We start from the raw sequence: 23,914 nt of genomic DNA on the forward strand, positions 1-23,914 counted from the left end.
CTAGTAAGTATTTCATAAATTATGTAGATAACAAATCCGTGCAATTATTTATCTAGTCGTTGAGATAATATGGAGTCAACTAAGCCATATTCAACCGCACTTTCTGCACTTAAGAAGTTATCTCTATCAGTATCTTCCGATACTTTCTCTAGTGACTGACCAGTATGCTCTGCCATCAAACGGTTCAGCTTATCTTTGATATATAATATCTCTTTAGCATGAATTTCAAAGTCAGACGCCTGACCTTGGAAGCCACCTAAAGGTTGATGGATCATCACTCGAGCATTAGGCAAACAGTAACGTTTACCTTTTTCACCACCAGATAATAAAAATGCGCCCATGCTCGCTGCTTGGCCAATACAAACCGTACTTACATTCGGCTTAATAAATTTCATGGTGTCATAAATTGCCATGCCAGCAGTTACCGAACCACCTGGAGAATTAATATAAAGATAGATATCTTTTTCTGGACTTTCTGACTCTAAGAACAGCAACTGAGCAATAATTAAATTGGCCATATGATCTTCAACTTGACCACACAAGAAAATAACACGCTCTTTTAATAACCTTGAATAGATATCATAGGAACGCTCACCTTTAGCAGTTTGCTCAACTACCATAGGGACTAATGCACTTTCAGTAATACTGGTTAAATCGTGAGAATTATTTTGAGAAGTAAACAACTATTTTTCCTTAATATAAAAAAATGGCTTATATGTTTCCATACAAGCCATTTAAGCGATTGCTAAAGCTATTGTCAATCAAAAAGCCTATTTACCTTCAGGATTCATGATTTCTTGGAAGCTAGCTTTCGTATCTTTTACTTTTGCAGCCGCAACTAATACGTCAACAGCTTGCTCTTCAAGTGCAACATTTTGCATTTGTTGATGCATTTCTTTGTTTGACTTGTAGTATTCGATCACTTCTTGAGGATCTTCATAAGCAGATGCAGCTGTCTCAATTAACTCATCAACTTTAGCTTCGTCTACTTTTAATTCATTTTGCTTGATAACTTCACCAAGTAATAAACCAACTTTTACACGACGTTTAGCTTGCTCTTCAAACATATCAGCTGGAAGCTCAGGCATATTCTTAGGATCCATTTGTCCCGCAAAGCGTTGCATTGCTTGTTGACGAAGTACATCAACCTCTTGTGCAACTAAAGCACTTGGCAAGTCAACATCATTTGCTTCTAATAAGCCTTCGATCACTTGCTCTTTCACTTTCGATTTAACTGCTTGGCTTAATTCACGAGTCATGTTTTTACGTACTTCTTCACGAAGTGCTTCAACACCACCTTCTTCTACACCAAATAACTTAGCAAAATCTTCATCTACTTCAGGTAATACTGGACCTTCAGTTTTGTGTACTTTAATGTCGAATTCAGCGTCTTTACCTTTTAAGTTTTCCGCATGGTAATCTTCAGGGAAAGTTACAGTGATCGTTTTTTCTTCACCCACTTTCATGCCTGTGATTTCTTTTTCAAAACCAGGGATCATACGACCTGAACCAAGTTCAAGTTCAAAACCTTCCGCTTTGCCACCTTCAAACTCTTCACCATCAACACGGCCTAAGAAATCAATCGTTAACTTATCGCCTTTCTTAGTTTTACGCTTATTTTCTTTCCACGTTTGGTGTTGTTTTTGTAGTGTTACAAACATTTCATCTAAATCTTTGTCTGTCACTTCAACTGCTGGACGCTCTACTTTGATTTTTTCAATGTCTTTTAATTCAACTTCTGGATACACTTCAAAAGTCGCTTCAAACTCTAAATCTTTGCCATCTTCATTACTTTTAGCGACAAATTGAGGACGTCCAGCTGGGTTGATTTTCTCAGCAACAATTGCTTCTACAAAATTACGTTGCATTACTTCACCAGCAATTTCTTGACGTACAGACTTGCCGTAACGTTTTTGGATCACTGACGGTGGCACTTTACCTGGACGGAAACCGTTAATACGCTGTGTTTTTGCGATTTGGCGAAGACGGTTCTTTACTTCAACATCTACTTTTTCTGCAGGAACTGAAATAGTTAACTTACGTTCCAAACCTTGTGTAGTCTCTACTGAAACTTGCATTTACATACCTCAATACTTAGCGCTTTTTACGCTTTCAATAACGCATCTATCTATAGTGAGCAAATAACTCTCCGTTTAATTGCTCTCAGCCCCTTAGCACATGCCTTAAAGCTCGGAATACCCGAATAAATGATGTTCAGATTAAAAATAATGACGCGAAATTATAGCGGTGCTTTTCTCAAGAGTCGAGGGGTGAAATCAATTAATTTTATGACAACGGTCAAAATCTGCGCTATATCACGGAAAATCAAGAAAATAAGGGGTTAAAATATATTGCTATAAAGAAGTTCGACTAATAACGAATTGATTAGTTACCTGTAAATTTTCATTATCAACGATGAACTAACAAGCGACTAACTAATGCTAACTATAAGGATGATTTAATAAGACGATACAATAAGAAAGTGGTCGGTGATGCAAGATGATTCCGTACATCCCTATACTCCACCCTACGGGTCGCACTAGTGCGAGCAAAATTGTTCCCAATAATTTTGTTGACTTGCTTCGCAAGTTCTCATCTAAATGTTTTAGCTAACTACTAATGAGGAAGTTGTGGATTTAAATGAAAGAAAGTGGTCGGTGATGCAAGATGATTCCGTACATCCCTATACTCCACCCTACGGGTCGCACAAGTGCGAGCAAAATTGTTCCCAACAATTTTGTTGACTTGCTTCGCAAGTTCTCATCTAAATGTTTTAGCTAACTACTAATGAGGAAGTTGTGGATTTAAATGAAAGAAAGTGGTCGGTGATGCAAGATTCGAACTTGCGACCCCTTGGACCCAAACCAAGTGCGCTACCAAGCTGCGCTAATCACCGATATAACTTTGTAAAGATGGGGTGGCTAATGGGACTTGAACCCACGACAACCGGAATCACAATCCGGGGCTCTACCAACTGAGCTATAGCCACCACTGTTGCATCAAGGATGCATGGCACGCCCTGTAGGATTCGAACCTACGACCCACGCCTTAGAAGGGCGTTGCTCTATCCAGCTGAGCTAAGGGCGCACATTACCTACAGAAACTACACTTTCTTGAAGAAAAAAACTAGTTATTACTTTAAGAAAGTGGTCGGTGATGCAAGATTCGAACTTGCGACCCCTTGGACCCAAACCAAGTGCGCTACCAAGCTGCGCTAATCACCGACAATTGTTAAAAAGCTGCTTGCTTTCAACGGGTGCGGATATTACCTAGTTGACTGTTCTTCGTCAAACGTTTTTTATAAAAAATGTTGTGTTCGCTCACTTTTACAGCAAGCCGAGCCAAAGAATAGACTATTTGCTCAGTTTTAACACAAAAACAACAAAAATAAGTAAATTATTACCATTTATCTTTTAACGTCTATATATACAATATATTGTGATTTTCACCTACTACTTAATCATAAATTATGCGAAAATGTCGCGTCTTTAATTTAACGCCTTAGGAATTATGACTGCATCACTTATCGATGGCAAAGCAATTGCCCAGCAACTACGATCTTCTGTCAAAGAAAAAGTTTCTCAACGTATCGCACAAGGTAAACGAGCTCCTGGCTTAGCGGTTATCCTTGTTGGTAACGATCCTGCCTCTGAAGTTTATGTTGGTAGTAAACGTAGAGCCTGTGAGGAAGTTGGTTTTGTATCTCGTTCATATGATTTACCTGATACAACGACAGAACAAGAATTACTTGACTTGGTCGAGGCGCTAAACCACGATGATGAGATCGACGGTATATTAGTGCAATTGCCGCTACCAGCAGGGCTTGACGCCAATTTAGTGATTGAAACCATAGCGCCAAAAAAAGATGTTGATGGCTTCCACCCATCCAATGTCGGTAAACTTGCCTTGCGTCAACCGGGTCTTCGTCCATGTACACCAAAAGGCATAATGACGCTCATTGAATCAACTGGTGTAAAACCTCATGGCTTAGATGCCTTAGTCGTTGGCGCATCAAATATTGTTGGTCGCCCAATGACTTTAGAGTTATTACTAGCAGGGTGTACTATTACCACGACACATCGCTTTACCAAAAACCTTGAAGAGAAAGTCAGAAACGCAGATCTTATTGTTGTCGCGGTTGGTAAGCCAGAGTTTATTCCTGGCGATTGGATTAAAGAAGGCGCTATCGTTATCGATGTAGGTATTAATCGCTTAGACAATGGTACATTAGTCGGTGATGTTGAGTTTGATGTGGCAAAAGAAAGAGCAGCATATATAACTCCTGTTCCTGGCGGAGTCGGCCCGATGACTGTGGCTAGCTTAATCGAGAATACCTTAATCGCCTGTGAGCAGTTTCATAATTAAGTAGTAAAATACAATTAACTTAATCAAAAAAAGCCGCATTGTAGCAATACATTGCGGCTTTTTTGTCAGCTAATAAAAATGGATTGATAAACTTATTTATCTAAACGAGCCGCTTTATTGATCACGTGAAAAATAATTGATTGCTCATTGGTACCAGAAACTAAATGTGCTCCTGCGCCTTTACCATATATAGCAACATCTTCCCCCGCATGGCTCTCTGATGAAAGCGGTACAAGTGATTCTTGATGATAACCTGACGATTCAGTATCTACATCAGTCAAATCATGTCGACCAGCACTAATTGGCATGTAATAACTCTTATCCGCATTTGTTTCATCACCGAGCTCTTTAAAGCCATTCCCGTTAGCATAAGATAATGTTGTATATGGCATACCATCTGCAGCAAGCGCTGGCTCATCTTTACCTACCGATACAGTTTTACCTAAAATAGGGTTACCACGTTTAGGGTAGCCACCAATAGTTAACACATGGCTATGATCAGCTGTGACAATAATTAATGTCTCTTTCAAATCAACAGCATCAACCGCCGTTTTGACTGCGTTAGAAAATTCGATGGTATCTGTAAGCGCATTATAAGCACTACCGGCATGATGGCCATGGTCAATTCGTCCAGATTCCACCATTAGAAAGAAACCTTTTCTATTGTTATCTAAAATATCAATCGCTTTACTGGTCATTTCTGATAATGAGGGTTCGCCAGCAATATCATTTTGACGGTCAGCTTCATAAGCCATATGCGACTCATTGAATAATGCAAATAGCTTTTCGGTACTATCTGCATCAATGGCATTAAAACCGGCTTGATCGATAATATATTGTCCTTGTGGATACTGCGCTTGCCACTCAGCAGTAAGATCACGTCCATCTGTTCGATCCCCTTCAATAGCACTTGCCGCATCAATTGAATTATAAGCTGCATTTTTGGGTAAAAAGTGACGACGGCCTCCTCCCATCACCACATCAATACCATCTACTAGTTTTGCAGAAGGAAAACGCGCTTTGGTATTTTGTTCAAACTCAACAAGTTGCAACGCAATATCTTTACACCCTGCTTCTACCGCTTGAGCAGGCATATCTGAAATATCTTCCCAATTACGATCCGCTGATTTGGCATAAGTGGCGGCTGGGGTTGCATGAGTAATACGTGCGGTAGACAGTATACCTGTCGATTTACCTTTCGCTTCAGCAAGCTCTAACGCTGTAACTAGCTCATTACCAGCAACCGTTGAGCAATCACCTCGTACAATATTTTCATTCACACCTATCACACCAACATCCGTTTTAACCCCTGTCATCATTGCAGTCATGGTGCCAGCTGAATCTGGTGTTTGAGCATCAACATTATAGGTTTTAGCTAAGCCAGTATAAGGGAACAAATCAAAGCTCAAATTATTCTCTTCTCCCGCCATGCCTTTTAACTGTCCTTCTAAAATGCGCGCAGCAGTAACGGTAGACATCCCCATACCATCGCCGACAAAAAGAATAACATTTTTAGCAGGGCGGCCGAATAACTTGCCCTTTTCATTTAAGCGTTGTTGTCCTTCGACAAACCAAGGGCTAGCTGTTTGATAGCTTGGTAATAGTTCTTTATTTTTACTTTTATTACCTTGAGCTTGTTTAGCATAAGCAGGAATGCTGACAGCCAATGCAGCGGAAATTAACAATACCATTTTTTTAATTTTCATAGTGCCTCCTGAGCAATTGAGTTACTCCAGAGTTTCTACTGATAAGATGAACAAGTGATGACAAAAAGTTGAAAGTTAATCGACAGCTTTAAGACAAAACAATGACAAGCCGAGTTAGCGCTGTTTGCTTTCCAATAGCCTATATAGATTTACAGGCAATAAAAAAGCACTCCGCAGAGTGCTTTATCAATCATTAATTAGTTAACAACTAGCCTTTACGCCAAGTCGTTTTGCCAGCGCTATCTTCTAAGACAATATTCATCGCATTAAGCTTATCTCGCGCTTCATCCGCCAATGCCCAATTTTTATCCGCACGGGCTTGATTACGCTGCGCAATAAGCGCTTCAATTTCAGCAACTTCATCATCATTGCCATCGCCTTGTAGATAGCTTTCAGGGGCAAGCTGTAATAAGCCTAATAAACCACCTAAAGCTTTCAAGATTGATGCTAATTCTTTCGCTTGTGCAGGGTCACTTTGCTTAGCCACATTGAGCTGTTTGGCAATATCAAATAACACAGATAAGGCTTGAGGGGTATTAAAGTCATCATCCATTGCCTGACAGAATGCTTTGACATGCTCATTCTCTTTATCAAGAGAATAGTTTTCACTAATATCAACATCACGTAACGCGGTATAAATACGCTCAAGTGACGCTTTCGCTTGCTCTAAGTTATCAGTCGAGTAATTTAACTGACTACGGTATTGCCCTGTGGTTAAGAAAAAGCGTGTCGTCTCGGCATCATAGTTCGCCAGCACTTCTCGAATAGTAAAGAAGTTACCTAATGATTTTGACATTTTTTCCTGATCAACTTGCACCATGCCAGTGTGGATCCAGTAATTAACATATGGCGTATCTAGGGCACAACAACTCTGCGCAACCTCGTTTTCATGATGCGGAAATTGTAAGTCTGAACCACCACCATGAATGTCAAAGTGTTTGCCCAGTACCTTAGCATTCATGGCTGAACATTCTATATGCCAACCTGGACGCCCTGGCCCCCATGGTGAATCCCAGCTTGGTTCTTCTGGTTTACCAGACTTCCATAAGACAAAATCTAATGGGTTACGTTTAGTTTCATCAACATCAACACGAGAACCTGCTTGAAGTTGTTCTAAATTTTGACCACTTAATTGACCATAATCAGCAAAGCTGGAAACATCAAAAAGTACATCACCGCTATCAGCCACATAAGCATGGGACTTCGACACTAACGTTTCGATCATCTCGATAATTTCAGGCATATGCGTGGTCACTCGAGGCTCGAAATCAGGACGCATCATATTAAGTGCGTCAAAATCTTCATGCATAGCGGCAATAGTGCGAGCTGTTAAAGCATCTGGCGTTTCATTATTCTCAAGCGCTCGGTTAATAATTTTATCTTCAACGTCAGTAATATTACGTACATAATTAACGTCATAACCTGAAAAACGTAAGTAACGGGCAATATTATCAAAGCTAATATAGGTACGAGCATGACCAATATGGCACAAGTCATATACGGTACACCCACAAACATACAACCCCACTTTACCTTCGTTGATCGGTGTAAAGGTTTCCTTTTTACGGGTTAAAGTATTGTATATTTGTAACATGAGACTAATTGCTTCCAATTTATGAGGTTAAATTCGCGCTAATTGTACCTTAACATTACATTATGGTCATCACTTCCCTTTACAGAATCTGCCTTTAGGTTACAATTCTCTCATTATTTACTATGAGAAATGATTATGATCACATTTAAGACAACATTGGGCGACATTAAAATCGAACTAGACTTTGATAATGCGCCAATTACCGCAAAAAACTTTGAACAATATGCAAAAGATGGTTTTTATAATGACACGATTTTTCATCGTGTGATCAAAGGATTTATGGCTCAAGGTGGCGGTTTTACTTCTGGCATGGGTGAAAAAGAAACACGAGCAAGCATTCAAAATGAAGCCAATAATGGTTTAAGCAATAACCGTGGCACCTTAGCTATGGCTCGTACCCAAGACCCTCATTCAGCTTCTGCACAGTTTTTTATTAACCTAACCGATAATGATTTCTTAGATTTTAAAAATGAGTCAGTACAAGGCTGGGGCTACTGTGTGTTTGGTAAAGTAGTTGAAGGCATGGATATTGTCGATAAAATGACCTTAGTGGATACGGGACGTATGGGTTTTCATGATGATGTACCAAAAGAAGAAATTATCATTGAAGACACTATTGTTGAATAACAACTCGTATTGTCAATGAACTCAGAAAAAAGCGCAGCATTCACCTATTTTATTGCTGACTTACATCTAGCGCAAAACAGGCCTGATATAACGGCCTGTTTTTTATCGTTTTTACAAAATGATGCAGTAGCAGCAGATGCACTCTATATTTTGGGTGACTTATTTGAGTATTGGATTGGTGATGATGATAACTCCCCTTTTGTCTTAGCAATTGCCCAAGGGCTGAAAGCACTTAGCCAAAGCGGCGTTCCTATCTATTTTATCCATGGAAATCGTGACTTTTTATTAGGTAAAGGTTTCGCTCAACAAGCAGGGATGACCTTACTTCCCGAAATTGATGTTATCGATCTGTATGGTCAATCGGTTGTGATCATGCATGGTGACACTTTGTGCACCAGAGATACCGCCTATCAAGATTTTCGTAAAAAATCACGTTCATGGTGGTGGCAAGCAATGGTTAAAAATTTACCGCTATTTATTCGCCGAAAAATTGCTGAAAACTATCGCAAAAAAAGTGCTGAAGCCACGTCAATGAAAAGCCAAGAAATAATGGATGTTACGGAAAGTGAAGTGATAAAAAGCTTAACTGAACATCATTGTTCATTGATGATCCACGGCCACACCCACAGACCTAATATCCATTACGTTAATTTAAGCGATAGAGAAGGCAAACGGATCGTGCTTGGAGATTGGTACGAGCAAGGCTCTTGGTTGAAATTTGATCGTTCAGGCTTTCAATTACTAAACCGTGATTTATCACAAGGGCCCAGTAAATAATTTCTTATCAATGAATATGATAACCTCATTGTCGTAGAGCAAGTCTACTGAGTAGAGAAATTCGAATAACTCCCTACTTTCTTTATGGTTTTATATCGCATAATATATACAAAGTTATATGAGTTTTAGGGATAAGATATGAATACTCAAGACAACTACCCAAGCGCAATAAAATTAAGCGAACAAACAATCACCTTTTTAGCGCAATACGAAGTGGCTCCAACACCAATCAATTTTTCTGTTATTTATCATTACTTATCAAAAGACAATCAAGCGTTAAATCACTATATTGACGAATACATCAGTTATCATGGTGCCTTAGACGCTGTTTTTATCGAGTCTGCATTCTTAAAATATTTTTCCCACAGCGATAAATTAGAGCGCTCGTTGTTAACCCCTTTTGAGCTCACTTTAACCGAGACCATGAAAAAACTGGCTACGCAAGTTAGCAATGGTAATGAAATAGCCACGAATTTAGAAAAAGCAGATAAAGTGCTGTCTGCCTCAACAGCTGCATCAACACTTGAACCGCTGATAAAATTTATCAATCGCACATTAACCAGCTCACAGTTACAGCATCAAGAACTTAATAAAGAATTAGCAGATACTTATCAGCAAGTTAAGCAGTTAAAATCCCAATTAAAAGCTTCAAGAGATGAAGCCATGCTTGATGCGCTAACAGGGTTATATAATCGTCGTGGCTGCGAAGAAAAACTACAATCACTTTCGGAAGACGAGATTCATAGCTCATTCGTCATTGATATAGATCACTTTAAAAAAATTAATGATGCATTTGGCCATTCCGTAGGCGATAAAGTAATTCAAAAAGTCGCGTCTACCATTAAAAGCCACATCACCGATACCGACTTTGCTGTGCGTCATGGTGGCGAAGAGTTTATTGTGGTGTTGGCAAATAAAACCAAACCAGAAGCACAAAAAGTTGCAGAGAAAATTAGAATTGCTATCACTCAGCTTAGATTGAAGCAAAAAAAATCAAACACTTACCTACCTAACATTTCTATTTCTGTTGGTATCTCAGAGTATCGCAATAGCAACAACTGGAAGACCGTCTTTGATCAAGCTGATTCTGCGCTCTATCAAGCTAAAAATGCCGGGAGAAACTGCTGCATAGCCATGTAAGCCTATACGGGCACGCCGCTATGAAAGTTGAAATATTTATCGGGTGATGAAATAAGCTCGCTTCTATTTTACCTGAAAAGTTTAATGTACTCTGCATCCCCTTATTAGCATATCTTAAGCTAGTCTTGATAATAACGAGTTTCACGTGTTGATAAAGAGACTTCCCCCCCTTTTTACCTTTTACCTTTTACCTTTTACCTTTTACCTTTTACCGACATACAGTACTAACTTAATTTCCGTCGTATTAAGTTTTTTTGGGGTTATAAACATTGAGTAAAGAGTTCAATTTTTCCTTATCAAAAGGTTTACCTAAAAAGCCATTCATACCTACTGCAAAATATTGCTCAACATCACTTTTCAGAGTATTTGCGGTCATGGCAATAATAGGCACGTCTTTGCCGGTTTCACTTGCCCTAATTACTTGAGTAGCCGAGAAACCATCCATAACAGGCATTTGGATATCTATCAAAATAATATCAACGTCATTATTAATAAAATAATCAAGACAATCTTGACCATTTTCAACAAGGACAGTTTGAGCATTATGCCTTGCTAGCATACGTTTAATAATAGTTTGGTTAATTCTATTATCTTCCGCAACTAGTACGACTGCCTGCTTTAAATCAACAATATCATTATCTGTAATGTTGAGTTTTGATAGCTTGCTGAGCAAAAATTTTTGACTGTACCTGAAAGTGGAACCTTGCCCTTTTTTACTTTCAAAACTTAACTCTCCCCCCATCAAGTCACTCAAATTTTGACAGATTGTTAAGCCAAGTCCTGTACCACCATACTTTCTAGCGGTTGAAAGCTCCTCCTGTTGGAACTCTTGAAAAAGGATTGATTTTTTATTTTCTTCAATGCCAATACCGGTATCAATGACTTCAAAAACAATATCTTGGTACTCATTGCCTTTGTTGATTAAGTTAACCTTTAGTTCAACCGTGCCCATCTCAGTAAATTTAATCGCATTTGAACACAAATTAAAAATGATTTGACTAACTCGGACAGGGTCTCCATAGGTTATTTTTTCAATCTGTTGGTCAATATTAACAATAAAGTTTACTCCTTTATTATCCACACTCACTTTTATAGATTTAGCCGTTGAATAAATAATTTCACGTAAATCAAATGGGATATTTTCAATTTCAAGTTTGCCAGCCTCAATTTTTGAAAAGTCTAATATGTCATTAACAATATTTGATAAAACATTTGCTGTGCTCTTTATCCCTTTTAAGCATGAATTCTTCTCTGTTGGTGAATCATCCACCATGCCTAATTCAGCAAGGTTCAAAATTCCATGTAATGGCGTTCGAATTTCATGAGACATATTAGCCAAGAAAAGGCTTTTGGCTTTCGTCGCTTGTTCCGCTTCCTCCTTCGCTAACTCTAATTGCAACTGTTGTTGTTGTAGTTGACTCACTGCTAAATGAAGCTTTTTATTGTTGAGTTTTAGTTCTAGTTGAGCAACAACTTCACGACTTAATAGTGTCAATGCGTTACGTTGTTTTTCTGTTAGCTTAGCCGGTTTGTCACTAATAACGCACAAGGTACCAATTTTTTCACCCGTGGGAACTTTTAATGGTGCGCCCGCATAAAAACGTATATTAGGGAAATCGACAACCAAAGGATTATCGTAAAAACGTTTATCTTCTAATGCATCGGGAACTTCAAAAATATCATCACCTAATATTGCATGAGAACAAAAAGCAATGTCACGATGTGTTTCACAAACATCAAGCCCGACCTTTGACTTAAACCATTGCCGATTTTTATCAACCAAACTAACAAGTGCAATCGGTGTTTCACAGATTTCAGCCGTTAATTGCGTAATATCATCAAATGATTTTTCAGCATCAGTGTCTAAAATGTCATAATCTGCTAACGCTTTTAGTCTTGCTGATTCATTAGCTGGCACCTTAGCTTTATGCATTATTTTCCACTACTAATTAAAATCAATAATATCAATATAGTACTCCAAGGCTTAAAGGTACAATTAAACCTTTCAGCATCCGCTTGAATTAAAACAACTTGCTAATCGCTTCGAAAAAGACAATGAATAGCAAACAACAACAGTAAATAAGCTCGCCTACCCTAACAAAAAATATAGCTGTGACAGCCCTTGATCTTAAATTAATCCTAGTAAAACGATGATAATAATTACAACATATCAAACCACCAATAATGCATACATGACTTTATCCAGTTAACGATAAAAACCTGATTAACTAAAGGTAAGAACAGAAAGTAAAATTTATGCTGGTAGGCCGGAGTGAAATTTAAAATCGCAATCAGGTGACGAAATAAGCTCAGCTTCTACTTTAGCAAAGTAACTGACTCTCTCAGAAATATCATGACCTGCGATTTCTTCGGCCAAAGTTAAATAGTCCTGATAATGACGTGCTTCACTGCGTAGCAATGAGATGTAAAAATCACCTAAACGCTTATCGACATGCGGTGCCAGCTTTGCAAACCGTTCACAAGAACGAGCTTCAATATATGCACCAATAATGAGTTTATCAATCATTGCGTCTGGTTCAAATGTTTTAACGTGACGTAACATGCCTTTTGCATAACGACATGGCGTAATACTTTTATATTCAACACCATACTCATCCATAATCTCCAGCACTTGATAAAAATGATGTAACTCTTCTTTTATCAATAGCACCATTTTATCGATTAAATCTTGCCCATAAGGTGAGTCTGACTTTGGCATGATATTTTTAGACAATTTATTTTGATTGACCAGATCTCGCCAGTCTCCTTCACGTTTATAAATCAAGGTTTCAAAAGGTTTAAGCCAAGCTAATAACGCATCACCACTTTCTTTATCTACCGCATACTTTCGAATTAAAAACATCGCTGATTGCGCTGCCTTTAACTCACAAATCAAATGATCAATTAAAATAATGGCTAGATTTTCATGCTGTTTCGCTTTTTCTATCCAAGCACTTGGGGTTTCGCATTGTAAAAATGCATTAATAGGCGCCAACAATTTTTCTATAGACATCAATAAAAACTACAAAGACTCTGATAAACTTGGGGCAATAATAGCATAAGTTGATGCTTAACCATGAGATTATTTCAATCAATGACAAGCTCGAATGCACACTGACTTTGCATTGATAAATAAGGCCTATAGCGAAAAAGTTGATAGAATATGAGCAACCGAGCAATCAAGAAACTGACCAGCAAACACCAAAATTTAATTCATAGTGAAGAGAAAAAAGTCAGTTCACATGTACAACGCGAACAAGGTGATTGGATTTTAAATACCCTGATGATTGCTGGTGTCGACGTCCCCTTTAAATATAAGCGCAAAAAGTTATATCAATCCCTTAAAGGTCAAAGAGTTAACCTTACTTATTATCCAGACAATGAAGAGGTAGCAGGGTTTACTATTGATGTAATGAAAGTTGTGCGAATTAAAGTCGCTTGATAGCACTATTCATTCTAAACACTTATAAATTTCATTTATTTTAGATATAAAAAATTAGAATTTGCTCACTATTGCGAGTATTTTTCAAACAACTCTTGACGAATGCGTCGACATATTTCATAAATATAATATCAACAGATAAAAATATAACGTTGATATGTACTCGCAAGCAGAAAATAAAAAATAATAACTGTAATGCGTATTTTGGGGACAGAGCAAGGGGTAGTTTATGATATTGAATCATATTTGGGGGCTTTATGCTCATCCAAAAGAAGAGTGGCAAACAATTGAAAAACGTCACGAAAGTTTAATGTATAGTTTGATACATATTCTCACAATCACATTGATCCCAGCGATTTGTAGTTATTATGCAGCCGCTCATATCGGGTGGTCAATTGGCGCAGGTGATGTGATAAAAATTTCTGAGTCCAGCGCGATTGCCATGTCTGTGGCTATGTATGCCGGCTTAGTTGCGGGAGTATTTGCACTTGCCTATCTAATCCAATGGATGGCGCAAACATTTGACGCATCGCCGGATTTTACTCAATCGTTAGAATTAGCCGCTTACACCGCAACACCACTATTAATGGTTGGCTTAACCGCTCTCTATCCTGTGTTATGGTTTGTTGCCCTAGCCGGTTTAGCTGCACTAACCTACTCAGTATATTTACTTTACTCAGGGATCCCTATTATGATGAATATTCCTGAAGAAAAAGGTTTTATCTACGCAAGCTCTGTTGTTACATGCGGCTTAGTATTATTGGTTTCATTAATGGCTGTCAGCGCCATCATGTTTAGCATGGGCTTTGGCGCCGAGTATATTTCTTAATTGATTGATTACAGACATAAAAAACGCTCTCATTTGAGAGCGTTTTTTATTTATTCATCCTAACTAAATGCGCTTATTCAGCACCTTCGTTATGCATATCTATAATAGAATCAGCATTTTTGTCGGAAGCTTCTTTGCTTTCATTATTACGAAGCGCATCAAGCTTTTCTAGATAGCTTTGATCAATGTCTTTGGTAATGTACTGACCATCGAACACTGAAGTTTCAAATTGCTTAATATCTGGGTTTGCAGCTGCAACAGCTGCTTCTAAGTCTTCAATCGATTGGAAAATTAGTTTATCAGCCCCAATCAATTGACAGATATCATCTAACTCTCTGCCATGAGCAATTAGCTCTGTAGCACTCGGCATATCAATACCATAAACATTTGGAAAACGAATTTCAGGTGCTGCTGAAGCAAAGTAAACCTTTTTAGCTCCCGCTGCTCGCGCCATATCAATAATTTGCTCTGAAGTAGTACCACGTACAATCGAATCATCGACTAATAACACATTTTTACCGGCAAACTCTGTTGATATAGCATTGAGCTTACGACGTACAGACTTTTTACGCATTTCTTGCCCAGGCATAATGAAAGTGCGACCAATATAACGGTTTTTCACAAAGCCTTGACGATAAGGAATATTAAGTGTTTGCGCAATTTGTAATGCACTATCACACGATGTTTCAGGAATAGGGATAACAACATCAATATCTTCATCCGCCCACTCTTGTGCAATCTTTTCCCCTAACTTTTTCCCCATTTCAACACGAGAGCCATATACCGAAATTTTATCGATGGCAGAATCTGGACGTGCAAAATATACATACTCAAAAATACAAGGGTTAAAACTTGGATTCTGTGCGCACTGCTTGGTATGTAACTGACCATCTTCAGTCACGTAAATAGCTTCACCCGGCGAAACATCACGCACAAAAGTGAAGTCGCAAGCATCTAACGCAACCGATTCAGAGGCAACCATGTACTCTACCCCGTTTTCGGTCTCTCTTTTACCAAAAACCAACGGACGAATACCATTAGGATCTCTAAATGCAACCATGCCATTGCCGATAATTAATGCAACGGTTGCATACGCACCACGTACGCGCTTATGCACATTTGAAATTGCTGAAAAGATATCATCTGGTGTTAATTCAAATCGACCACCTTGCTGTAATTCATGACCTAAAATATTTAATAAAATTTCAGAATCTGAGGTAGTGTTAACATGACGACATGCTTCTTTATATAGCCAATCTTTTAATTCATCCGCATTGGTTAAATTACCATTATGCGCTAATGAAATGCCAAACGGTGAATTAGCATAAAAAGGCTGAGCTTCTGAAGAACTTGAAGTACCAGCGGTTGGATAGCGGATATGACCAATACCAATATTGCCCTGCAAACGCAGCATATGACGGGTATGAAACACATCTTTCACTAAGCCATTGGCTTTTCTTAATCTAAAGGTATTATCGTTAATAGTGACGATGCCTGCTGCATCTTGTCCTCTATGTTGTAATACGGTTAAGCCATCATATAATGATTGACTCACCGGACTATTACCTACAATGCCAACTATACCACACATGGTGTTTTTCTCCGCCGAACTAAGCTTGATTTAGAAAACTGGATGATTGTTTGAGGTATTCAAAAAACCATTCAATTATTAATTTAAATTCTGGAATTAATTGTGAATCTTGCCACCACTGACTCGATGCTGAAGGGGTAAATGCATCCATAAAAAATAAAACTGCACTGACAATTAAAGCACCACGCAATGCGCCAAAGACAATCCCTAATACACGGTCAGTACCTGATAGGCCTGTTTTAGCGACTAATTGACTGATCACATAGTTGACCAATGCGCCTAAAATTAATGTGGTGATAAATAAAATGGCAATGGCAGCGCCATTACGTAAAAACTGATCTGAGATATTGGTAAGTAAGGTGGCGAGTTTGGCGTAGAAGGTACTGGCAATAAAAAAGGCACTGATCCAAACAACTAGCGACACAGCCTCTTTGACAAAGCCACGAACCAGACTAATTAGTGTTGAAATACCTATGACAGCCAGAATGGCATAGTCTATCCAAACCATAAATCGAGAGTTCTCAATTAATATTTACTCGTATTTGAGGCGCGCATTCTACCAGAACACCGACTAAAAGCACTAATAATATTGTTATTTTGTTGGTGAAAATTTAGCTACTTTGCCTTCAACATTGGTTAACTTCTTCAATGCAGGGAGCTTTTTCTCTAAACTCGCTTTAATTAATTCAGGCCCAACAAATACCTTAGTTAATTTACCCGTTTTCGTGTTAATAGGACGAGTGAAAGCAGTATAGCCAGCATTTTTTAATTTTTTCACCAACTCATCAACATTATTTTTGTGACGAAAAGTTCCCAATTGGATCACCCACGCTTGATTAGCTTGTGCTTTGGCAGGAGTTAGCGCCACTTGTTCCTTGCGTTGAGTCTCTTCGACGTCATCCTTAACTTGAGTGCCCGATTCTATTGGGTTAACTTTGATCGCTGAATCTGACAGCTGATTTTGTGTCTTATCATCGGTAAGTACTTGATCTATTGGTTGTTCATCAACCAGCTCTTCCTTCGGTAGCTCTGTGAGCTTCTCTTTAGGAAAAGGTTTATTTTCGGGCTTAAAATCGACTGACGGTGCGCTGGGAATTTGTTGAAATTGCTCTTGATATGTTTGCTTATCGCCATCGAGTATGTCGGGTAAAAATATGATAGCAACAGCTGCGACAATCACAGTACCGACTAATCTATTTTGAAATGGTGTAGACAAAACAACTCCTAGTTATACAAAGATTTAACTTCCGCAACAGTGAAAAAAGAGCCAAATACAAGGATCAGGTCGTCTTTATCAGCTTGAGATCTTGCCATTCTAAAGCCATCGCTAACATTGTCAAAAGATAATCGCTGCGAACTATCATTTGCCGGAAACATATTATCGAGAGTTTCAGCGCTAGCACCGCGAGCAACACTCAATGAACATAAATACCAATGACCCACCTGCTCAATTAGCGGTTTGATTGTATTTTCAATATCTTTATCCGCTAGCATACCAATCACAGCATGCACGTTATTGACCTTCATCGTCGAAATTTTCTCACCAAGATACCGTGCTGCTAATGGATTATGTCCAACATCAACCATCACTTGATGTTGCCCATCATTAAGCAATTCTGTACGCCCTGCAACCTGTGTTTGCTCAATGAGTTTGTAAACCTGCTGAGCTTGCAAATTAATAGATAACAGCTCCAAAACCATTAAAGCGGTGGCAATATTATCAATAGGAATGTGGGCTGGTGGCAGTTGTCGAAAGCTCTTTTCATCATGCTGCCATTGCCAAAGGTGGTCGGTTAATGAATGCGTTATTTGAAAATCCCTACCTCTAAGATACAAACGAGTATTTAATTGTTTACCATGCGCCAATACCGATTGTGGTGGCGATTTATCACCGATAACGACTAACTGGTTAGCGCGCATAATGCCCGCTTTTTCAGCGCCAATTAGTTCACGGGTATCCCCTAAAAATGCCTGATGATCAAGATCTACGGTAGTGATAACCGCTATATCGGCATCAATAATATTGGTGGCATCCAATCGTCCACCAAGCCCAACCTCCAAAATAATATATTCAGGTTTCACTTTCATCAGTACTAACAAAGCTGCTAGCGTAGTAAACTCATAATAAGTAAGTGAAATTTCTGCTCTTGCTTGCTCTATTTGATTGAAAGCGTCAATTAAATGCTGATCGTCAACATCATGGAGATCAATACGCAAACGCTCATTAAAGCGCTCAATATGAGGTGATGAATAAACGGCAACCGTATGTTCTTGTGCTAATAAAGCATTCTCGATAAAAGCGCAGGTTGTACCTTTGCCATTAGTACCCGCAACAGTAATTATCTGAGCAAACGTCAAATCAATGGCTAAGCGCTGAGCAACTACACTGATACGCTCTAACCCCATATCAATTTCACTCGGATGAATGCTTTCTAAATAAGAAAGCCACTCAGCGAGATTGCACTCAGAGTGGCTTTTTTTTATATTGTTCATGGTAGGAAGAAGTTAGCTTGCTTTTAAATCTTGGTGAGTAAACTTAGCGAGTAAACGTGCTAACGTGTCGCGCATCTCTCTGCGATCAACAATCATATCAATGGCACCCTTCTCTAGTAAAAACTCACTGCGTTGAAAGCCTTCTGGTAATTTTTCACGCACGGTTTGCTCAATAACTCGTGGGCCAGCAAAACCTATTAAAGCTTTCGGCTCAGCAACATTCACATCCCCTAACATCGCTAAACTAGCGGATACTCCACCCATTGTTGGATCAGTCATTACCGAAATATAAGGCAAGCCTTTTTCACTCATTTTAGCTAATGCCGCACTCGTTTTTGCCATTTGCATTAAAGAAAATAATGCTTCTTGCATTCGAGCACCACCACTGGCGGAAAAACAAATAAACGGTAGATTATGTTCTAAACAGTATTCCACGCCTTTAACAAAACGGGCGCCTACCACTGATGCCATAGAACCACCAAGGAACGAGAATTCAAACGCAGCAGCAACTACTGGCATACCATGTAATTCACCTTTCATAACCACAAGAGCATCTTTCTCATCAGTACTCTTTTGAGCAGCCGAAAGCCTATCTTTATAACGCTTAGAATCTTTGAACTTTAAGATATCTTGCGGTTCAAATTCTGCACCTAATTCAACACGTTCACCCGTATCTAAAAAGGTTTCAATACGCTTACGCGCAGTGACACGCATATGATGATCACACTTAGGACAAACCGACATTTGGCGTTCTAATTCAACTTTGTAAAGTACCGCATTACATGCAGTACATTTACTCCACACACCTTCTGGGATATTGCGCTTTTGCGTCGATTTCGCTTTTGGGAGAATTTTTTCAATCCAGCTCATAATTTCACTTTTGCCTATGAATGAGATTTATTTAATCGCCACAAATGGGCCATTAAACTTAAAATATTAATAATATCCAAATATAACCGCTAATTAGACCATATTTAACCCTAATATTGATACAAAAAACTGGTCTGTTTTGTCATTATCTTCATTATATTTTTTAGCCCAAAAATAATGGCCCTAATTGTCGTTTTGGGATCTTAAACTCTTCAGGGTAATCCACATCAACAAAATACAGACCAGCTGCAGGTGCAGTGATCCCTGCTAAACAACGATTTTTCGCTGCTAACACTTCTTTTATCCATGATACTGGCTGTAGCTGTTGCCCTACTTTCATCAGGCTGCCTGCAATATTACGTACCATATGATGAAGAAAGGCATTCCCTTTTACATCAATAATAAGGTAATTGCCTTGACGTGTTACATCACAATGCAATAGCGTACGCACCGGTGAGTGAGATTGGCAATGCACGGTACGAAAAGAAGTAAAATCATGCTGACCAACTAAATACTGGGCTGCTTGATGCATCAGGTTTTCATCTAATTCATAATGACAAAAACTCAAGCCATGACTCAGTATTGCTGAACGTAATGGATTATTATAGATAATATATCGATAGTTTCTTGCTGTAGCACTGAACCTCGCATGAAACTCTTCCGGCACTTGTTTCACCCAAGAGACAGCGATATCTTTAGGTAAGTTAGTGTTCACTCCTAATGTCCATGCGACATCTTTACGTATTTTTTCAGTATCAAAATGCACGATTTGATTAGTGGCATTAACACCAGTATCAGTTCGACCAGCACAAACCACTTCGATAGGTTCATCGGCAATTTTCGATAACGCTTGTTCTAATGTTTGTTGAACGCTAACCACATTTTTTTGACGTTGCCAGCCATAATAACGGCTACCATCATATTCAACACCTAAAGCGTAACGCATTGACTCTCCAATTTAGCTGTGCTGCTATTTTTCGGCGCATTATCCACTATTTTGCTGATATTTGCGACTATCAAAATAATTTTCAAAATAAATTATTCACCAAATCTCGGTTTAACTGACGACAAAAAATAAAGCCAGAGTCTGTGACTCTGGCTTTATCGTTAGGTTTAAAATGCTACAAGAAATATAGTATTAATTAATCAGTTAAATTATCCAGTAACTGCTGTGCTTCAAGCTGTTGCTCAGCATCTCCTAATTTTACCACATCTTCTAATATGACCTGAGCATTATCGATATCACCGATTTCCAAATAAACTTTTGCTAAATCCAACTTAGCAGCAACTCCGTTATCATCTTCTTCATCAACATCGATTTGTTGACCATCACTGGTGAACTCAGGAAACTCTCCTAATCCAACATCTATATTGGTTTGATCATATGGTTCTCGTTGTTCTTCACTATCATCTAAGGTCTCAGAGATCAGATCATCTACTGAAATAAAATCACGTTCATCCTCAACTTGCGCTTCGCTTTCGTTTTCAACTTGCGGTTGCTCATCTATATTATCTGTCGTCTCAGTAATCGCATCTTCAGCTCTTTGTGGCGCTTCTTCTTCAATATTAGCTAATAGCTCATCAAAATCTAAATTATCAAGCTCTTCAATATCACCAATTTCTGAAGCTTCTGTATCAGTTGTCGCCGAATTCGGCTTTTCATCTTCTTCAGCTAATAAATCAGCCAAGATATTACTATCGGTAAAATCAGGAGATAACTCGACACTCTCAGACTCATCTTGTTCGTCTTGCAATAACTGCGAAAGCGTTGACTCATCAAACTCTCCCTCAACATCAGCTAAAATACTGTCGTCAACGTCTGCTTCACCCGCTTTTTCTTCATCAGAAGATTCTTCAGCATCAAGAATTTCGTCACCAATATCTAAAGCTTCTTCCTGCTCGTTACCTTGAGCAACATCATCAATTAATGCATCAATGTCTAAATCATCATTAATGACTTCTGTTTCTTGCTGCTCCGCGACTTGATCAGTATCATCACTGTCTTGCGACTCCTGACGATTCAGTTCGCTTAAATCGACAGATAAAAATGGTGCAACATAATCTTCAGCTAGGTTTTCGATCAATGCTTGGTGATTGTCTGTTTCAACCTCTTGTTCCACATCATTTGGTAACTCTGTTTCACCTAAAGTATCAGCTAACATCTCATCAATCTGTTGCTGTTCTTTGGCATCAAGTGAAACCTCTTCTTGGGTGTCCTCACTTCGATCATCAGACACTTCTGGAGTATCAACATCCATGGTTGCTAATAACGCATCGATATCATCTGGATCGGAAATTTCTAAATTATTATCTTCATCGTCACTTTCGATACCTGACAACTGAGTTTCATTTTCTATTTCTTCAACTGTAGGTGCGGCTGCCATTGACTCCATCAAGGCATCAATGTCATCCGGATCGGTCAGCTCAGCTTGACCATTATCGACAGCTTCTGGTTCTTCATTTAACTCGGCTGCTGGCTCAGCTGTTTCATCAGGTGCTGCCGCCATTGATTCCATCAAAGCATCTATATCATCTGGATCGGTCAGCTCAGCTTGACCATCATCGACAGCTTCTGGTTCTTCATTTGACTCGGCTGCTGGCTCAGCTGTTTCATCAGGCGCTGCCGCCATTGAATCCATCAAGGCATCTATATCATCCGGATCGGTCAGCTCAGCTTGACCATCATCAACAGCTTCTGGTTCTTCATTTAACTCGGCTGCAGGCTCAGCTGTTTCATCAGGCGCGGCCGCCATTGACTCCATCAAGGCATCTATATCATCTGGATCGGTCAGCTCAGCTTGACCATCATCTTCAGCTTCTGGTTCTTCATTTGACTCGGCTGCTGGCTCAGCAGTTTCATCAGGTGCTGCCGCCATTGAATCCATCAATGCATCTATATCGTCTGGATCACTTAATTCTTCTTCGTTTGAAACTTCAACAAGATCTTCATTGTCGTCATCTTGAGCGACTTCTTGATGCTCTTCTTCTAACAAATCATCTAATGAGCTCTGATCTAATTCTCCACCTTCCAATTCATCAATAGCATCATCAACATTGATTTCATCTTGAGGTTGCTCATCACTATCTTCATCAAGATCAGATAATAAAGAGTCCAAGTCTCCTTGATCTAATTCGCCACCTTCAAGCTCTTCACTTTCTTCTTGTTGCTCAACACTATCTTCATCATCCAATGAAATTTCTTCGAGATCATCTAAATCACCCAAATCATCTAAGTCGTCTAAATCATCTAAATCGTCTAAGTCATCTAGATCACCCAAATCATCTAAATTGTCATCAAGATGGATCGAATCATCGTCAAGTAAATCATCTGTTGATGTTGAATCATTATCTTCAGCTAAATCTATCGCTAATTCATCATCAAGTGATAGCTCATCGTCTAACGACAGTTCATCGTCAGCAGCTGATGGTTGTTGTTTAGCTGTTGTCTCTGTTTGAACTTCTTTTACGCTCTGTTGCTTTTGTTCAGGTATTTCACCAATTTCAAATTCTTCCGTTGATTTTTGTTTTTTCTTTCTCAACAAGAAGAAGATACCACCGAGAACTAATGATGAAGTACCAAATAAGGTTGATGCAATAAACCAAGGACTATTTATAAAGCTACTGTTGGCAAGCTCCTGCTTTTGTTTCTCAAGTAATCGCTCTTGCTCTCGAGCTTCTGCTTTGTCTAACAAGGCTTGCAGCATGGCATTGGTGTTGCTCATCTGCAACTCAACTTCTTTGCCTTTAGCTACTTCCTGCTGAAGCTCAAGTAGCTTCTCATTAAAGTCAGTTAATTTAGTGCGCAATTCTTGATTTTCTTTCAGTATGGCTTGCAAGCCGTCGATAGAATCCAACACATCTTTTTGAATGACTTCTAGGCGCTGCTTTTGGGAATCATCATATGTTTGCAGCTGATCGTTAATTTCAGTTTTTGCTTGTTCAAGATCCTTTTTATTGACAGCTTCTTCAACAGGTTTAACAACTTCAGTCGTTGCTTTTACTTTTTTAGCAACTTTGCTTTCCCATACTTTATCGTCCTGATCAGATTTACTCTGCGCCGCTTTCGGGTTAATTTTGGCAATTTCTTGTGGGGTCGGTAATTTTAAATATTGTCCGTTAATGAGGTGGTTTAAGTTATTATCTTTAAAGGCAGTAGGATTTTTCTCGTACAGAGCTTGCATCACTTGATAAACAGAAAATGCGGGATCTGGACGCACCTGCAGCGCAATATTCCACAGGGTATCTTGTGAAGTAATAGGACCATATTGTTCATAAGGAAAGACATCGCTCGACTTAGGTCCGCGAATTTGAATACCACCTTCTTGTGCCGACACAGAAAAAGTAGTGGCTGAGCTAACACAGATAATCATTACCTGCCACAGGCACAGGCGTAATAGTCGTTGCATTAAGATTTCCTAATTATTTTTATCTGATGCCAATTTTTTGGCTCCATTAAACCCAGATAAAACAAAGCAAAAAA

At 38.9% G+C, this 23,914-nt stretch carries 19 protein-coding genes and 4 tRNA genes; 6 read left to right on the plus strand and 17 right to left on the minus strand.

Going from position 1 to position 23,914, the window contains the following annotated elements; genetic code table 11:
- Window positions 1-44 precede the first annotated feature (44 nt).
- The 6 genes from clpP to IV514_RS08325 all read right to left on the minus strand — a co-directional run bounded on the left by clpP (window position 45) and on the right by IV514_RS08325 (window position 3,224).
- Window positions 45-683: an ATP-dependent Clp endopeptidase proteolytic subunit ClpP gene (gene clpP, locus IV514_RS08300; RefSeq protein WP_206484477.1), complete on the minus strand. Its 639-nt coding sequence runs from the start codon at window positions 681-683 to the stop codon at window positions 45-47.
- An 87-nt stretch (window positions 684-770) separates the two neighbouring features.
- On the minus strand, window positions 771-2,078 hold the full coding sequence (gene tig, locus IV514_RS08305; protein ID WP_206484478.1) for a trigger factor: 1,308 nt from the start codon (window positions 2,076-2,078) through the stop codon (window positions 771-773).
- A 741-nt stretch (window positions 2,079-2,819) separates the two neighbouring features.
- Window positions 2,820-2,896: transfer RNA gene (locus IV514_RS08310), tRNA-Pro, on the minus strand.
- Between the two features lie 17 nt (window positions 2,897-2,913).
- Window positions 2,914-2,989: transfer RNA gene (locus IV514_RS08315), tRNA-His, on the minus strand.
- 21 nt (window positions 2,990-3,010) lie between these two features.
- Window positions 3,011-3,087 (minus strand) — tRNA-Arg (locus IV514_RS08320).
- Window positions 3,088-3,147: 60 nt separating this feature from the next.
- A tRNA-Pro gene (locus tag IV514_RS08325) sits at window positions 3,148-3,224 on the minus strand.
- A gap of 286 nt (window positions 3,225-3,510) precedes the next feature.
- On the opposite strand from IV514_RS08325, the gene folD reads away from it, so the two are divergent.
- Complete coding sequence (gene folD / locus IV514_RS08330; RefSeq protein ID WP_206484479.1) at window positions 3,511-4,365, plus strand: bifunctional methylenetetrahydrofolate dehydrogenase/methenyltetrahydrofolate cyclohydrolase FolD; 855 nt, start codon at window positions 3,511-3,513, stop codon at window positions 4,363-4,365.
- Window positions 4,366-4,457: 92 nt separating this feature from the next.
- On the opposite strand, the gene IV514_RS08335 is transcribed toward folD, so the two are convergent.
- Both IV514_RS08335 and cysS read right to left on the minus strand, forming a co-directional pair.
- Window positions 4,458-6,071, minus strand: a complete 1,614-nt coding sequence (locus IV514_RS08335; RefSeq protein WP_206484480.1) for an alkaline phosphatase — start codon at window positions 6,069-6,071, stop codon at window positions 4,458-4,460.
- 208 nt (window positions 6,072-6,279) lie between these two features.
- Window positions 6,280-7,665, minus strand: a complete 1,386-nt coding sequence (cysS, locus tag IV514_RS08340; protein WP_206484481.1) for a cysteine--tRNA ligase — start codon at window positions 7,663-7,665, stop codon at window positions 6,280-6,282.
- A 135-nt stretch (window positions 7,666-7,800) separates the two neighbouring features.
- Here cysS and IV514_RS08345 point away from each other — a divergent pair, with 135 nt between their 5' ends.
- From IV514_RS08345 to IV514_RS08355, 3 genes are all read left to right on the plus strand, one after another.
- The gene (locus IV514_RS08345) at window positions 7,801-8,292 is read left to right on the plus strand and encodes a peptidylprolyl isomerase (protein WP_206484482.1); all 492 of its coding nucleotides are present in this window, start codon (window positions 7,801-7,803) and stop codon (window positions 8,290-8,292) included.
- Between the two features lie 15 nt (window positions 8,293-8,307).
- Entirely contained in the window at window positions 8,308-9,069 is a 762-nt protein-coding gene (gene lpxH / locus IV514_RS08350; protein ID WP_206484483.1) for a UDP-2,3-diacylglucosamine diphosphatase, read from the plus strand.
- Window positions 9,070-9,207: 138 nt separating this feature from the next.
- Window positions 9,208-10,209 (plus strand): GGDEF domain-containing protein, encoded by a 1,002-nt coding sequence (locus tag IV514_RS08355; RefSeq protein ID WP_206484484.1) that lies wholly within the window; start codon window positions 9,208-9,210, stop codon window positions 10,207-10,209.
- Between the two features lie 244 nt (window positions 10,210-10,453).
- Here IV514_RS08355 and IV514_RS08360 read toward each other — a convergent pair whose 3' ends face one another.
- On the minus strand, window positions 10,454-12,142 hold the full coding sequence (locus tag IV514_RS08360) for an ATP-binding protein (RefSeq protein ID WP_206484485.1): 1,689 nt from the start codon (window positions 12,140-12,142) through the stop codon (window positions 10,454-10,456).
- Between the two features lie 321 nt (window positions 12,143-12,463).
- Window positions 12,464-13,222, minus strand: a complete 759-nt coding sequence (miaE, locus tag IV514_RS08365) for a tRNA isopentenyl-2-thiomethyl-A-37 hydroxylase MiaE (RefSeq protein ID WP_206484486.1) — start codon at window positions 13,220-13,222, stop codon at window positions 12,464-12,466.
- A 150-nt stretch (window positions 13,223-13,372) separates the two neighbouring features.
- Between miaE and IV514_RS08370 the strand changes: the two genes are divergently transcribed.
- On the plus strand, window positions 13,373-13,651 hold the full coding sequence (locus tag IV514_RS08370; protein WP_206484487.1) for a hypothetical protein: 279 nt from the start codon (window positions 13,373-13,375) through the stop codon (window positions 13,649-13,651).
- A gap of 229 nt (window positions 13,652-13,880) precedes the next feature.
- Window positions 13,881-14,480 carry a Yip1 family protein gene (locus IV514_RS08375; RefSeq protein WP_206484488.1) on the plus strand — a complete coding sequence of 200 codons (600 nt, stop codon included), beginning with the start codon at window positions 13,881-13,883 and terminating at the stop codon, window positions 14,478-14,480.
- A 73-nt stretch (window positions 14,481-14,553) separates the two neighbouring features.
- Here IV514_RS08375 and purF read toward each other — a convergent pair whose 3' ends face one another.
- The 7 genes from purF to IV514_RS08410 all read right to left on the minus strand — a co-directional run bounded on the left by purF (window position 14,554) and on the right by IV514_RS08410 (window position 23,840).
- Window positions 14,554-16,071 carry an amidophosphoribosyltransferase gene (purF, locus tag IV514_RS08380; protein WP_206484489.1) on the minus strand — a complete coding sequence of 506 codons (1,518 nt, stop codon included), beginning with the start codon at window positions 16,069-16,071 and terminating at the stop codon, window positions 14,554-14,556.
- A 19-nt stretch (window positions 16,072-16,090) separates the two neighbouring features.
- A complete protein-coding gene (locus IV514_RS08385) occupies window positions 16,091-16,579 on the minus strand; it encodes a CvpA family protein (protein WP_206484490.1) in 489 nt (162 codons plus the stop codon).
- Window positions 16,580-16,663: 84 nt separating this feature from the next.
- A complete protein-coding gene (locus IV514_RS08390; RefSeq protein WP_206484491.1) occupies window positions 16,664-17,287 on the minus strand; it encodes an SPOR domain-containing protein in 624 nt (207 codons plus the stop codon).
- Window positions 17,288-17,295: 8 nt separating this feature from the next.
- Window positions 17,296-18,564, minus strand: a complete 1,269-nt coding sequence (gene folC, locus IV514_RS08395) for a bifunctional tetrahydrofolate synthase/dihydrofolate synthase (RefSeq protein ID WP_206484492.1) — start codon at window positions 18,562-18,564, stop codon at window positions 17,296-17,298.
- Window positions 18,565-18,576: 12 nt separating this feature from the next.
- Window positions 18,577-19,434: an acetyl-CoA carboxylase, carboxyltransferase subunit beta gene (gene accD / locus IV514_RS08400; protein WP_206484493.1), complete on the minus strand. Its 858-nt coding sequence runs from the start codon at window positions 19,432-19,434 to the stop codon at window positions 18,577-18,579.
- Between the two features lie 163 nt (window positions 19,435-19,597).
- Window positions 19,598-20,380, minus strand: coding sequence for a tRNA pseudouridine(38-40) synthase TruA (gene truA / locus IV514_RS08405; RefSeq protein WP_206484494.1), 783 nt, complete (start codon window positions 20,378-20,380; stop codon window positions 19,598-19,600).
- A 196-nt stretch (window positions 20,381-20,576) separates the two neighbouring features.
- A complete protein-coding gene (locus tag IV514_RS08410; protein ID WP_206484495.1) occupies window positions 20,577-23,840 on the minus strand; it encodes a FimV/HubP family polar landmark protein in 3,264 nt (1,087 codons plus the stop codon).
- Between the last annotated feature and the right edge of the window lie 74 nt (window positions 23,841-23,914).

This window comes from Thalassotalea sp. G2M2-11, from assembly GCF_017168195.1.
Lineage (GTDB): Bacteria > Pseudomonadota > Gammaproteobacteria > Enterobacterales > Alteromonadaceae > Thalassotalea_E.

Coding starts and splice junctions, on each gene's coding strand:
- tig (WP_206484478.1), bottom strand. CDS start 2,078: ATGCAAGTTTCAGTAGAGACTACACAAGGTTTGGAACGTAAGTTAACT.
- folD (WP_206484479.1), top strand. CDS start 3,511: ATGACTGCATCACTTATCGATGGCAAAGCAATTGCCCAGCAACTACGA.
- IV514_RS08335 (WP_206484480.1), bottom strand. CDS start 6,071: ATGAAAATTAAAAAAATGGTATTGTTAATTTCCGCTGCATTGGCTGTC.
- cysS (WP_206484481.1), bottom strand. CDS start 7,665: ATGTTACAAATATACAATACTTTAACCCGTAAAAAGGAAACCTTTACA.
- IV514_RS08345 (WP_206484482.1), top strand. CDS start 7,801: ATGATCACATTTAAGACAACATTGGGCGACATTAAAATCGAACTAGAC.
- lpxH (WP_206484483.1), top strand. CDS start 8,308: ATGAACTCAGAAAAAAGCGCAGCATTCACCTATTTTATTGCTGACTTA.
- IV514_RS08355 (WP_206484484.1), top strand. CDS start 9,208: ATGAATACTCAAGACAACTACCCAAGCGCAATAAAATTAAGCGAACAA.
- IV514_RS08360 (WP_206484485.1), bottom strand. CDS start 12,142: ATGCATAAAGCTAAGGTGCCAGCTAATGAATCAGCAAGACTAAAAGCG.
- miaE (WP_206484486.1), bottom strand. CDS start 13,222: ATGTCTATAGAAAAATTGTTGGCGCCTATTAATGCATTTTTACAATGC.
- IV514_RS08370 (WP_206484487.1), top strand. CDS start 13,373: ATGAGCAACCGAGCAATCAAGAAACTGACCAGCAAACACCAAAATTTA.
- IV514_RS08375 (WP_206484488.1), top strand. CDS start 13,881: ATGATATTGAATCATATTTGGGGGCTTTATGCTCATCCAAAAGAAGAG.
- purF (WP_206484489.1), bottom strand. CDS start 16,071: ATGTGTGGTATAGTTGGCATTGTAGGTAATAGTCCGGTGAGTCAATCA.
- IV514_RS08385 (WP_206484490.1), bottom strand. CDS start 16,579: ATGGTTTGGATAGACTATGCCATTCTGGCTGTCATAGGTATTTCAACA.
- folC (WP_206484492.1), bottom strand. CDS start 18,564: ATGAACAATATAAAAAAAAGCCACTCTGAGTGCAATCTCGCTGAGTGG.
- accD (WP_206484493.1), bottom strand. CDS start 19,434: ATGAGCTGGATTGAAAAAATTCTCCCAAAAGCGAAATCGACGCAAAAG.
- truA (WP_206484494.1), bottom strand. CDS start 20,380: ATGCGTTACGCTTTAGGTGTTGAATATGATGGTAGCCGTTATTATGGC.
- IV514_RS08410 (WP_206484495.1), bottom strand. CDS start 23,840: ATGCAACGACTATTACGCCTGTGCCTGTGGCAGGTAATGATTATCTGT.